This is a genomic window from Streptomyces sp. B21-083 (assembly GCF_036898825.1).
GTDB lineage: Bacteria > Actinomycetota > Actinomycetes > Streptomycetales > Streptomycetaceae > Streptomyces.
The window spans coordinates 2,191,836-2,204,290 of record NZ_JARUND010000001.1 but is presented as its reverse complement, the minus strand read 5'-3'; the positions used below and the strand labels follow the sequence as shown (position 1 = coordinate 2,204,290).

The following is a 12,455-nucleotide window of genomic DNA, read 5'->3' as shown; positions in this document are numbered from 1 at the left end:
CGCATCACGCACTAAGTACTTCCTGCACGACCCAGTTCGACCCGACCGCGGTGCCGGGAGGATCCGGTTCACCGCCTGAGTCCTGGAGAAGGCGAGGACTTGAGCATGGGATCCACCTCCGACGAGAGCCGCACCCCCGAGCGCACGACCGGCACCACCCCCGTCAACGGTTTCGGCCGCCGCGACCTGATCAAGCGGTCGGCGGCGCTGGGCTTGGTCTCCGTCCCCACGATGAGCTTCCTGTCCGCGTGTGCGAGCAGTGGCGGAGGAGGCGAGGACAAGGCCAAGTCGGGCAAGAAGACCGCCCAGAACCCGCTGGCCGTCAACGACAGCGCCCAGATGGAGTTCGTGCTCTTCGACGGCGGCTTCGGCAAGGAGTACGCCGAGGACGCGGTCAAGATCTACGAGCAGAACTTCCCCAAGGCGAAGGTCAAGTTCTCCGCCACCCAGAAGATCCAGTCCACGCTCCAGCCCCGCTTCAACCAGGGCACCCCGCCGGACCTGATCGACAACTCCGGCGCCGAGCAGATGGACATGGGCGTCCTGGCCGGCAAGAACCAGCTCGCCGACCTCACCCCGCTGCTCGACGCCCCGTCCTTCGACGACCCGAACAAGAAGGTCCGCGACACCCTGCGGCCGGGCATCGTCGAGATGGGCCAGCTCGACGGCGACCCGGTGTGGATCATGTACTACGCCTACACGGTGTACGGCGTCTGGTACTCGCAGAAGGCCCTGGACTCGCTCGACGCCACCTATCCGGAGACGTGGGACGAGATGCTCGCCGTGTGCGAGAAGGCCAAGAAAAAGGGCATGGCCGGCTGGACCTACGCGGGCAAGTACCCGTACTACCTGCCCTTCTCGCTCTACCCGATGATCGGCAAGGTCGGTGGGGTCGAGGTTCTCGACGCGATCGACAACCTGGAGCCGAACGCCTGGAAGCACCCGGCTGTCAAGGCCTGTTTCGAGGCGTACTACGAGCTCTACAAGAAGGGGTACGTCCTCAAGGGCACCCCCGGTCTCGACCACATCCAGTCGCAGACCGCGTGGGCCAAGGGCAAGGCACTGTTCATCCCGAACGGCTCCTGGGTCGAGAACGAGTCGGCGAACGTCATTCCCGCCGACTTCAACCTCGCCGTCTCCGCGCCGACCGGCATCGACAGCTCCGACAAGCTGCCGTTCGGCACGATCTGGGCCTCCGGCGGTGAGCCGTTCATCGTCCCGGCCAAGGCGAAGAACACGGCGGGCGGCATGGAGCAGCTGCGCATCATGCTCAGTGAGGCCTCCTCGAAGAACTTCACCACCAAGGTCAAGTCGCTCACCGCGTACAACGGTGGCACCGACGGCATCACCCTCACACCCGGCCTCAAGTCCGGTGTCGCGGCACTGGAGAAGGCCGGCGACAACGTGGTGAACCCGCGCCTGCAGGACTGGTACGTGCAGCTCCAGAAGGAGAAGATCGGGGTGTCCGGGCTCGGCGAGATGATGGCGGGACGCCTCACCCCGGCCGAGGCCATCAAGAAGATCCAGGGCTACGCCGACGAGACCGCGAAGGACACGTCGATCAAGCACTACAAGCACCAGTGACCCGAAGTCGATGATCTGTCACCAGCGGCGGCACCCGCGCACGGAACGGGGTCTGTGGTAATGCAGCACGGAAAGTACCGCTTCATCGTGGGATTCCTGGCGGTCCCTCTCGGGCTGTACGCACTGTTCGTCATCTGGCCGTTCATCCAGTCCATCTATTACTCGTTCACGGACTGGACCGGACTGAGCCCGGAATTCAAGATGGTGGGCCTCGACAACTACAAGAGGATGTTCGACGACGACATCTTCTGGAAGTCGTTGCGGCACAGCCTGCTGTTCGCGTTGGTGCTGCCGCTGGTGACGATCAGTCTGGCGCTGTTCTTCGCCTTCATGATCAATGTGGGCGGGAAGCGCCGCCGCGGCGGACCGGTGATTTCGGGCGTCCGCGGCTCCTCCTTCTACAAAATCGTCTACTTCTTTCCGCAGGTGCTGTCGATCGCGATCGTCGCGCTGCTGTTCGCGTTCGCGTACAACCCGGACAGCGGCTCGATCAACTCACTGCTGCGCGGCATCGGGCTCGACAGCGTCCAGCCGCTGTGGCTGGGCGATCCGAGCCTCGCCCTGTGGTGCGTGATGGCGGTACTGGTCTGGTCGTCGGTCGGCTTCTTCGTGGTGCTGTTCTCCGCGGGCATGGCGTCCATCCCTGCGGACCTGTACGAGGCCGCGCTGCTCGACGGCGCGGGCCGGGCCACCACGTTCTTCCGGATCACCCTGCCGCTGCTGTGGGACACCGTGCAGTCCGGCTGGGTCTACATGGGCATCCTCGCGCTGGGCGCCGAGTCGTTCGCGGTCGTCCAGATCATGACGACCGGCCCCGGCGGCCCGGACTACTCGACGACCGTCATGGTCCTGTACGTGTACCAGAAGGCCTTCCGCGACGGTCAGGCCGCCTACGCAACCACCATCGGGGTCGCCCTGCTCGTCGTCACGCTGGCCTTCGCGGCCCTTGTGATGCGGCTGGGCCGGCGCGAGCGGCTGGAGTACTGACACACATGAAGACGACCGACAGCACGCCGTCGGACACGGTCCCCCAGCAGTCCGGCGGACCCGTGCGCAAGGAGAACGCGGCCGGGAAGGAGGGCCGGGAGAAGAAGGAGGGCAGGGTCCTCAACGTCTTCTCGCAAGGCATGCTCGTCCTGTGGGCGTTCATGGTCGCGATGCCGCTCCTGTGGGCGGTGATGACGTCCTTCAAGGACGACAACGCGATCTTCAGTTCGCCCTGGTCCCTGCCGGACGAGCTGCACTTCGACAACTGGGCGCGGGCCTGGACCGACGCCAACATGAGCGACTACTTCCTCAACACCATCCTGGTGGTGGGCGGTTCGCTCGTCGGCACCCTGGTACTGGGCTCGATGGCGGCATACGTCCTGGCCCGCTTCGACTTCCCCGGCAACCGGTTCATCTACTACCTGTTCGTCGGCGGCATGAGTTTCCCGATCATGCTGGCGCTGGTCCCGCTGTTCTACGTCGTGAACAACATGGGTCTGCTGAACACGATCCACGGGCTGATCCTGGTCTACATCGCCTACTCGCTGCCGTTCACGGTGTTCTTCCTGACCGCGTTCTTCCGGACCCTGCCGAACTCGGTGGCGGAGGCGGCCTTCGTCGACGGTGCCTCGCACTCCCGGACGTTCTTCCAGATCATGCTGCCCATGGCCAAGCCCGGGCTGATCAGCGTGGGCATCTTCAACTTCCTCGGCCAGTGGAACCAGTACATGCTGCCGACGGTGCTCAACACCGACCCCGACAAGCGGGTCCTCACCCAGGGGCTGGTGCAGCTGGCCGCAAGCCAGGGCTACAAGGGCGACTGGTCGGGTCTCTTCGCCGGCCTGGTGATGGCGATGCTGCCGGTGCTGGCCGCCTACATCGTCTTCCAGCGTCAGGTGGTGACGGGACTCACGGCAGGCGCGCTGAAGTAACCGGAACCTGTTGTTCAGTCCCCGTACGCGCGCGGGCATGCCACAAACCGTGCACGCGCGCACCAATGTGCACAAGACCTCGGATGCGGTTCAACCTCTTGACGGGAGGCGACCCGAACGGCTCATCTTAGAGTTCACTAGTTGGACATAGACGGGGCCTCATCGAAGCGGTCCCGCGCGCAGGAGGTCGTCGTGGAGACTCCGGGATCGCAGTCGTCACTGCACCGAGCCAACCTGGAACGGGTCGTACGGGCCGTGCGCCTGGCCGGGTCGCTGACGCAGGCCGAGATCGCCAGGAGCACCGGCCTGTCCGCGGCCACGGTGTCCAACATCGTGCGCGAGCTGAAGGACGGCGGAACAGTCGAGGTCACACCCACTTCGGCGGGTGGCCGCAGGGCCCGGGCCGTCTCGCTGAGCGGCGACGCCGGCATCGTGATCGGTGTCGACTTCGGGCACACGCACCTACGGGTCGCGATCGGCAACCTGGCCCATCAGGTGCTGGCCGAGGAGTCCGAGCCGCTGGACGTGGACGCGTCCGCCGCGCAGGGCTTCGACAGGGCCGAAGAGCTGGTCAATCGCCTGATCGCAGCAACGGGCGTCGACCGATCCAAGATCGCCGGTGTGGGCCTGGGTGTACCGGGTCCGATCGACGTGGAGTCGGGCACCCTGGGCTCCAGCGCCATACTGCCCGGCTGGATCGGGACCAGGCCCGGTGAGGAGCTGCGCGGGCGCCTGAACGTGCCGGTGCACGTGGACAACGACGCCAACCTCGGCGCCCTCGGTGAGCTGGTCTGGGGCAGCGGACGGGGGGTGCGCGACCTGGCGTACATCAAGGTCGCGAGCGGTGTCGGGGCCGGGCTGGTGATCAGCGGCAAGATCTACCGTGGCCCGGGTGGCACAGCGGGAGAAATCGGGCATATTACTCTTGATGAATCCGGCCCCGTCTGCCGTTGCGGAAACCGGGGCTGCCTGGAGACCTTCGCGGCGGCGCGCTATGTGCTGCCGCTCCTCCAGTCCAGCCACGGAACCGACCTGACCATGGAAGGTGTCGTGCGGCTGGCGCGGGACGGTGACCCTGGCTGCCGTCGCGTGATCGCCGACGTCGGCCGACACATCGGCAGTGGAGTCGCCAATCTCTGCAATCTGTTGAACCCGAGCAGGGTGGTCCTCGGCGGTGATCTCGCCGAGGCCGGTGAGCTGGTGCTCGGTCCCATCAGAGAGTCTGTCGGCCGCTATGCGATCCCCAGCGCGGCACGTCAACTGTCCGTTCTTCCAGGGGCACTTGGAGGTCGTGCGGAGGTGCTCGGAGCGCTCGCTCTCGCCTTGAGCGAGATGGGCGATTCGACCCTTTTGGACGGCACGCTGAACACAGCGACTCCTGCCTTCACCTAGAGAACGAACAAAGCCGTTGCCAACCCGTTAAGGATTTACTTCTTGACGTCGCACGTGTGGCCGAGTTGACTTCCAGCCACCTCGGCCGCAGCGTTGCGGCCCTGTCAGGGAGGCACCACCAGAATGAACGCGATGATGCGTAGAGTCGTGATCGGCACCACCGCTGTATCCATGGCGCTTGCCGTGGCGGCCTGCGGCAAGGCCGGGGACAACAAGTCCGACGGCGGCGGCAGCAGCTCGGGAGGCGACAAGACCATCGGTCTGCTGCTCCCCGACAGCGTGACCGCGCGCTACGAGAAGTTCGACAGGCCGTTCTTCGAGGCGAAGGTCAAGGAGCTGTGCTCCGACTGCAAGGTCGAGTACGCGAACGCCGCCGGTGACGCGAGCAAGCAGGCCCAGCAGGTCAGCAGCATGATCACCAAGGGTGTCAAGGTGATCGTGGTCAGCGCCCAGGACTCCGCCGCCATCAAGTCGTCCATCCAGACGGCGGTCGACAAGGGCATCAAGGTCGTCGCGTACGACCGTCTGGCCCAGGGCCCGGTCTCCGCGTACGTCTCCTTCGACAACGTCAAGGTCGGTGAGCTCCAGGGTGAGGCCCTGCTCACCTCCCTCGGCGCCAAGGCGACCCCGAAGTCCAAGATCGTCATGATCAACGGTGACGACGCCGACCCGAACGCCGGTCAGTTCAAGCAGGGTGCGCACAAGGCCCTCGACAGCAAGGTCGACATCGCCTACGAGCAGTCCGGCCTGTGGAAGGACACCGTCGCCGCCCAGAAGATGTCGGCCGCCATCACGCAGCTCGGCGCCAAGAACATCGCGGGCGTCTACGCCGCCAACGACGGCATGGCGGGTGGCATCGCCAACACCCTCAAGGGTGCGGGCATCAGCGGTATCCCGCTGACCGGCCAGGACGCGGAGCTCGCGGGCATCCAGCGCATCGTCGCCGGCACCCAGTCCAGCACCGTCTACAAGGCCTTCAAGCCGGAGGCCGACGCCGCCGCCCAGATCGCGGTCAACCTGCTCGACGGCAAGAGCATCGACTCGCTCGCCACCTCGACGCTGACCAGCGGCTCCGGCAACAAGGTCCCCTCGCAGCTGCTGACCCCGGTGTCGGTCACCAAGGCCAACATCGCGGACACGGTCGTCAAGGACAAGCTCTACACCGTCGCCGAGATCTGCGCCGGCGAGTTCGCTGCCGCCTGCAAGACCGCCGGTCTTTCGTAGCCGACAGGCGCACCACGGCCGCCGGTCCCCGGGTGGGCGCTCACGAGTACTCGGTGAGCACCACGAGAGCACTCACCCGGACATGACCGCCCGGCGGTCCCGCGAAACCTGTCCGACGCCCGGCCCGGCCTTCATACCCCGCTGCCGGGCCGGGCGTCGGACGGAACCGTTGCCATCGGCAGCGGATGCGCGCATGTTCATCTTGTAAACCAGTGCCTTGAGCACACCCCTCCGCGACTTCCCCAAGCGCGGCATCCCCGCCGGTCAGGCGGCGAAGGAGATGGTTCACGTGTCCGCTACGCCCGTGTTGGCGTTGCGCGGAGTCTCCAAGCGGTTCGGTGCGGTCCAGGCCCTCACCGACGTAGAGCTGGAGGTCCACCCCGGAGAAGTGGTCGCCCTGGTGGGCGACAACGGCGCAGGAAAGTCGACCCTGGTCAAGACGATCGCGGGCGTCCACCCCATCGATGAGGGAGTCATCGAGTGGGAGGGCAACCCGGTCAGCATCAACAAGCCCCACGACGCCCAGGGACTCGGCGTCGCGACCGTCTATCAGGACCTCGCCCTGTGCGACAACCTCGATGTGGTCGGCAACCTCTACCTCGGCCGTGAGCTGCTGCACCGCGGCGTCATCGACGAGGTGTCGATGGAGAAGAACGCCCGGGAATTGCTGAGCACCCTCTCCATCCGCATCCCGAGCGTGCGCATCCCGATCGCCAGCCTCTCCGGCGGTCAGCGCCAGGTCGTCGCCATCGCGCGCGCCCTCATCGGAGACCCCAAGGTCGTCATCCTCGACGAGCCCACCGCCGCCCTCGGCGTCGAGCAGACCGCCCAGGTCCTCGACCTGGTCGAGCGGCTGCGCGAGCGCGACCTCGGCGTCATCCTCATCAGCCACAACATGGCCGACGTGAAGGCGGTCGCGGACACCGTCCACGTCCTGCGCCTCGGCAAGAACAACGGCTCCTTCCCTGTGAAGACCACGAGCCACGAAGAGATCATCGCCGCGATCACCGGAGCCACGGACAACGCCGTGACCCGTCGTGCGGGGCGTCGCGACACGGAGGCGGCAAAGTGAGCGACACGTCCAAGACCGTGAAGCCCGCCCCAGGGGCGGAGCGCCAGAACACGGTGGCACCCGCCGACGACCCGACCGCGGCGCCGGTGTCCGTCGTCGACCCGCGTCTGCTGATCCGTGACGAGGGACTCAAGGGCTACGTCACCGAGTTCAAGCGCAAGGTGAAGGGCGGCGAGCTCGGTTCGCTGCCGGTCGTCATCGGCCTGATCGTCATCTGGACGATCTTCCAGGTGAAGAACGACCTGTTCCTGAGCGCCGGCAACCTCTCCGACATCAGCTACTTCATGTCGGCCACAGGCATGCTGGCCATCGGCCTGGTGTTCGTCCTGCTGCTGGGTGAGATCGACCTGTCCGTCGGTTCCGTCAGCGGTCTGGCGTCCACGCTGTTCGCCGTGTTCGTGGTGAACCACGGCATGAACCCCTGGCTCTCGCTGATCCTGGCGATCCTGACCGGCATCGCCATCGGAGCGCTGCACGGCTGGTTCTTCGCGAAGATCGGCGTACCGGCGTTCGTCGTCACCTTGGCCGGCTTCCTCGGCTGGAACGGCCTGATGCTGTGGCTGCTGGGCTCCAGTGGCACCATCAATATTCCGTCGGACAGCGGTCCGGTGCACCTGCTGGGCAAGAGCTCCTTCTTCATGGACCAGGCCGTCATCGGCGCGTATCTGCTGGCCGCTCTCGCGGTCGTGCTGTCCCTGGTCGGTAACTTCGGTGAGCAGCGCCGCCGCCGGGCGGCGGGTGTGCCGTTCCGGGCGAACAGCGAGATCCTGCTGCGCGTGGGGGCGCTCGCGGTCGCTTCCTTCGCGGCCGCGGCCGTGCTGAACAACGCCGAGGGTGTCTCCAACTCACTGGTGATCTTCCTGGCGACGCTGGTGATCGTGGACTTCGTGCTGCGTCGTACGACGTACGGCCGCAAGGTGTTCGCGGTGGGCGGCGGCATCGAGGCCGCCCGTCGTGCCGGTATCAACGTGCCGATGGTCCGCATCACCGTGTTCGCAATCTCCGGCGGCTTCGCGGCGGTCGGCGGCATGTTCTTCGCTGGCGTAACGGCGTCCGCCACGCTGAACGCCGGTGGCGGCAACACCCTGATGCTCGCCATCGCGGCGGCCGTCATCGGTGGTACGAGCCTCTTCGGCGGCCGCGGCACGGTGTGGTCCGCCCTGCTGGGCATGCTCGTCATCCAGTCGATCCAGACGGGTCTGGACCTGCTGAACATGAACACGTCGATCCAGTACATGATCACCGGCGCGGTGCTGCTGGGTGCCGTCGTGATCGACTCGGTGTCGCGGCGGAGCCAGAAGGCCGCAGGGCGTGCGTGAGGCGGTGACGCCGTAGCGGGTGCGGTGGCTCTGCCGACGGTCCGCTGTGGCTTGTCGCGCAGTTCCCCGCGCCCCTGAAAGTGGCGCCTGCGGCGTACTTTCGAACAATTGTGCCCGGCATCGTGTGGCGATGCCGGGCACTGTTGTTGGGTACGGCCGATCGCGTGACGTATCACGCGGAGGCCGGGCGTCGGTCGCGAAGGCGGAACACTAGACTCGACACGCCCGGCGAAAGCTCGATCAGCTCTACTGCAAGGAGGCACGGGTGCCGCTGCTGACCCGCATCAAGGGACCGCGCGATCTTGACCGGCTCAGCCTGGAGCAGCTCGACCAGCTGGCCGAGGAGATCCGGACCTTCCTCGTCGACGCGGTCTCCAAGACCGGCGGCCACCTCGGCCCCAACCTCGGTGTCGTCGAGCTCACCATCGCCCTGCACCGGGTCTTCGAGTCGCCGAAGGACAAGGTGCTCTGGGACACGGGCCACCAGTCCTACGTCCACAAGCTGCTCACCGGGCGCCAGGACTTCTCCAGGCTGAAGATGAAGGGCGGTCTGTCGGGCTACCCCTCGCAGGCCGAGTCCGAGCACGACGTCATCGAGAACTCGCACGCCTCGACGGTCCTCGGCTGGGCCGACGGCATCGCGAAGTCCAACCAGGTACTGAAGCGCGAGGACCACCACGTGGTCGCCGTCATCGGTGACGGCGCGCTCACCGGCGGAATGGCCTGGGAGGCGCTGAACAACATCGCCGACGCCAAGGACCGCCCCCTGGTCATCGTCGTCAACGACAACGAACGTTCGTACGCGCCGACCATCGGCGGCCTCGCCAACCACCTGGCCACTTTGCGCACGACGGACGGCTACGAGCGGTTCCTAGCCAAGGGCAAGGACCTGCTGGAGCGGACCCCGGTCGTCGGCAGACCGCTGTACGAGACCCTGCACGGTGCCAAGAAGGGCCTCAAGGACTTCATCGCGCCGCAGGGCATGTTCGAGGACCTCGGCCTGAAGTACGTCGGCCCCATCGACGGCCACGACATCGAGGCCCTGGAGTCCGCGCTGGCCCGTGCCAAGCGCTTCGGCGGCCCGGTCATCGTGCACTGCCTCACCGAGAAGGGCCGCGGCTACCAGCCCGCTCTCCAGGACGAGGCCGACCGTTTCCACGGCATCGGCCCCATCCACCCCGACACCGGTCTGCCGGTCAAGGCCTCGGGCGCAGACTGGACCTCCGTCTTCGGCGACGAGATGGTCAAGCTGGGCCGCGAACGCGAGGACATCGTCGCCATCACGGCCGCGATGCTCCAGCCCGTCGGCCTGAAGAAGTTCGCCGACGCCTTCCCCGACCGCATCTACGACGTCGGCATCGCCGAGCAGCACGGCGCCGTGTCCGCGGCCGGCCTCGCCACCGGGGGAGTGCACCCCGTCTTCGCGGTGTACGCCACCTTCCTGAACCGGGCCTTCGACCAGGTCCTCATGGACGTGGCGCTGCACAAGTGCGGTGTGACGTTCGTGCTCGACCGGGCCGGCGTCACCGGCACCGACGGGGCCTCCCACAACGGTATGTGGGACATGTCGATCCTCCAGGTCGTACCGGGCCTCCGGCTCGCCGCGCCGCGCGACGCCGACCAGGTCCGGGCCCAGCTCCGCGAGGCCGTCGAGGTCGAGGACGCGCCGACCGTCGTCCGCTTCTCGAAGGGCGCCGTCGGCCCCGCCGTACCCGCCGTGGGACGCGTCGGCGGCATGGACGTGCTGCGCGAGCCCGGCACCGACACGCCCGACGTACTCCTTGTCTCCGTGGGCGCGCTGGCGCCCATGTGCCTGGAGATCGCCGGGCTCCTCGACCAGCAGGGCATCTCCACCACCGTCGTCGACCCGCGCTGGGTCAAGCCGGTCGACGAGGCCATGGCGCCGCTCGCCGAGCTGCACCGCGTGGTCGTCACCGTCGAGGACAACTCCCGCGTGGGCGGCGTCGGTTCGGCCGTCGCACAGGCCCTGCGGGACGCGGGGGTCGACGTACCGCTGCGTGACTTCGGCATCCCGCCGCGCTTTCTCGACCACGCCTCCCGGGCCGAGGTCATGGCGGAGATCGGCCTGACGGCACCGGACATCGCCCGCCAGGTCACCGGACTGGTGTCCAGGATCGACGGACGGTTCGAGCAGTCCGAGGTCGACTCGGTGGAGCCCGTCCGCGACTGACCCGCCGCTGAGACCCGATGGGCCGGTTTCCCCACGCTTCACGGTGGTGGGGCCGGCCCGGAGCGACCCCAGGGTGAATGTGCCCCCTATTGGAGTGAACCTCCGCGCGCCGGGGCAGGCGCTCCCCCAGTCTCGGCTTCACTCGACCGGGGGGACCCCCATCGCCCCCTCCCGATCATGGCCGGGACGACACAGCGTGGGAGGTACACCCGTGAGCAGCACCCTCTTCAGAACGAAGAAGGTCGAACAGTCCATCCGTGACACCGAGGAACCGGAGCACGCGCTCAAGAAATCCCTGTCCGCGCTGGACCTGACGGTCTTCGGCGTCGGTGTCATCATCGGCACCGGCATCTTCGTCCTCACCGGCACGGTCGCCAAGAACAACGCCGGCCCCGCCGTCGCGCTGGCCTTCGCGGTCGCCGGGGTCGTCTGCGCCCTCGCGGCGCTCTGCTACGCCGAGTTCGCCTCCACGGTCCCGGTGGCCGGATCCGCGTACACGTTCTCCTACGCCTCGCTCGGTGAACTGCCCGCCTGGATCATCGGCTGGGACCTGGTGCTGGAGTTCGCCCTCGGTACGGCGGTGGTGGCCGTCGGCTGGTCCGGGTACATCACCTCGCTCCTCGACAACGCCGGCTGGCATCTGCCGGCGGCGCTCAGCGGCAGGGACGGGGCCGACGGCTTCGGCTTCGACATCCTCGCCGCCGCGCTGGTCCTGGCGCTGACCGGCATCCTCGTGCTCGGCACGAAGCTCTCCGCGCGCGTCACCACGATCGTCGTCGCCGTCAAGGTGACCGTCGTCCTTGTCGTGATCATCGCGGGCGCCTTCTTCGTCAAGAGCGACAACTACCACCCCTTCATCCCGAAGGCGCAGGAAGTGACGGCCGGCAACGGCCTCCAATCGCCGCTCATCCAGCTGATGTTCGGCTGGGCACCCTCGAACTTCGGTGTGATGGGCGTCTTCACCGCCGCCTCCGTCGTGTTCTTCGCCTTCATCGGCTTCGACGTGGTGGCCACGGCCGCCGAGGAGACCAGGAACCCGCAGCGCGACATGCCCAGGGGCATCATCGGCTCCCTGATCATCTGCACCACCCTCTATGTCGCGGTGTCGATCGTGGTGACCGGCATGCAGCACTACACCGACCTGTCGGTGACCGCGCCGCTCGCCGACGCCTTCAAGGCCACCGGGCACCCCTGGTTCGCGGGCTTCATCAGCTTCGGCGCGGCCGTCGGCCTCACGACCGTCTGCATGATCCTGCTGCTGGGCCAGACCCGCGTCTTCTTCGCGATGAGCCGCGACGGCCTGCTGCCCACCTTCTTCTCCCACGTGCACCCGCGGTTTCGGACCCCGCACCGGCCGACCATCCTGCTGGGCGTGATCATCGCCATCGTCGCCGGCTTCACCCCGCTGAGCGAGCTCGCCGAACTGGTGAACATCGGCACGCTGTTCGCCTTCGTGGTCGTCGCGATCGGCGTGATCATCCTCCGCAAGTCCCGCCCCGACCTGCCCCGGGCCTTCCGGACCCCGTGGGTGCCGTTCATCCCGATCCTGTCGGTGCTCGCCTCGCTCTGGCTGATGCTGAACCTGCCCGCCGAGACCTGGCTCCGGTTCGGCGTCTGGATGGCGATCGGCTTCCTCGTGTACTTCCTGTACGGCCGCTCCCACAGCCGCCTCGGACGAGAGCAGGAGGCGACCGTGGACACCAACTGACCCGAAAGGTCGGCGGAGTTGATGACCGGTTTCCGTACGGTACGGG

At 67.1% G+C, this 12,455-nt stretch carries 9 protein-coding genes; all 9 read left to right on the top strand.

Annotated features, from left to right (window positions below):
• Nucleotides 1–105: 105 nt before the first annotated feature.
• The 9 genes from ngcE (at nt 106) to QA861_RS09600 (ending at nt 12,409) form a co-directional block, all read left to right on the top strand.
• A complete protein-coding gene (ngcE, locus tag QA861_RS09640; protein ID WP_334587809.1) occupies nt 106–1,584 on the top strand; it encodes an N-acetylglucosamine/diacetylchitobiose ABC transporter substrate-binding protein in 1,479 nt (492 codons plus the stop codon).
• Nucleotides 1,585–1,644: 60 nt separating this feature from the next.
• On the top strand, nt 1,645–2,571 hold the full coding sequence (locus QA861_RS09635; RefSeq protein ID WP_334587808.1) for a carbohydrate ABC transporter permease: 927 nt from the start codon (nt 1,645–1,647) through the stop codon (nt 2,569–2,571).
• Nucleotides 2,572–2,576: 5 nt separating this feature from the next.
• Nucleotides 2,577–3,503 carry a carbohydrate ABC transporter permease gene (locus QA861_RS09630; RefSeq protein ID WP_334587807.1) on the top strand — a complete coding sequence of 309 codons (927 nt, stop codon included), beginning with the start codon at nt 2,577–2,579 and terminating at the stop codon, nt 3,501–3,503.
• A 192-nt stretch (nt 3,504–3,695) separates the two neighbouring features.
• A complete protein-coding gene (locus QA861_RS09625; RefSeq protein ID WP_334587805.1) occupies nt 3,696–4,895 on the top strand; it encodes an ROK family transcriptional regulator in 1,200 nt (399 codons plus the stop codon).
• 123 nt (nt 4,896–5,018) lie between these two features.
• Nucleotides 5,019–6,119 (top strand): sugar ABC transporter substrate-binding protein, encoded by a 1,101-nt coding sequence (locus tag QA861_RS09620; protein ID WP_443041466.1) that lies wholly within the window; start codon nt 5,019–5,021, stop codon nt 6,117–6,119.
• A 280-nt stretch (nt 6,120–6,399) separates the two neighbouring features.
• Nucleotides 6,400–7,191 carry an ATP-binding cassette domain-containing protein gene (locus QA861_RS09615; RefSeq protein WP_334590501.1) on the top strand — a complete coding sequence of 264 codons (792 nt, stop codon included), beginning with the start codon at nt 6,400–6,402 and terminating at the stop codon, nt 7,189–7,191.
• Complete coding sequence (locus QA861_RS09610; protein WP_334587804.1) at nt 7,188–8,510, top strand: sugar ABC transporter permease; 1,323 nt, start codon at nt 7,188–7,190, stop codon at nt 8,508–8,510. The genes QA861_RS09615 and QA861_RS09610 overlap by 4 nt, the downstream gene beginning before the upstream one ends.
• Before the next feature lie 265 nt (nt 8,511–8,775).
• Complete coding sequence (gene dxs, locus QA861_RS09605) at nt 8,776–10,701, top strand: 1-deoxy-D-xylulose-5-phosphate synthase (RefSeq protein ID WP_334587803.1); 1,926 nt, start codon at nt 8,776–8,778, stop codon at nt 10,699–10,701.
• A gap of 211 nt (nt 10,702–10,912) precedes the next feature.
• On the top strand, nt 10,913–12,409 hold the full coding sequence (locus QA861_RS09600; RefSeq protein ID WP_334587801.1) for an amino acid permease: 1,497 nt from the start codon (nt 10,913–10,915) through the stop codon (nt 12,407–12,409).
• The last annotated feature ends 46 nt before the right edge of the window (nt 12,410–12,455 follow it).

Coding starts and splice junctions, on each gene's coding strand:
- ngcE (WP_334587809.1), top strand. CDS start 106: ATGGGATCCACCTCCGACGAGAGCCGCACCCCCGAGCGCACGACCGGC.
- QA861_RS09635 (WP_334587808.1), top strand. CDS start 1,645: ATGCAGCACGGAAAGTACCGCTTCATCGTGGGATTCCTGGCGGTCCCT.
- QA861_RS09630 (WP_334587807.1), top strand. CDS start 2,577: ATGAAGACGACCGACAGCACGCCGTCGGACACGGTCCCCCAGCAGTCC.
- QA861_RS09620 (WP_443041466.1), top strand. CDS start 5,019: ATGAACGCGATGATGCGTAGAGTCGTGATCGGCACCACCGCTGTATCC.
- QA861_RS09615 (WP_334590501.1), top strand. CDS start 6,400: ATGGTTCACGTGTCCGCTACGCCCGTGTTGGCGTTGCGCGGAGTCTCC.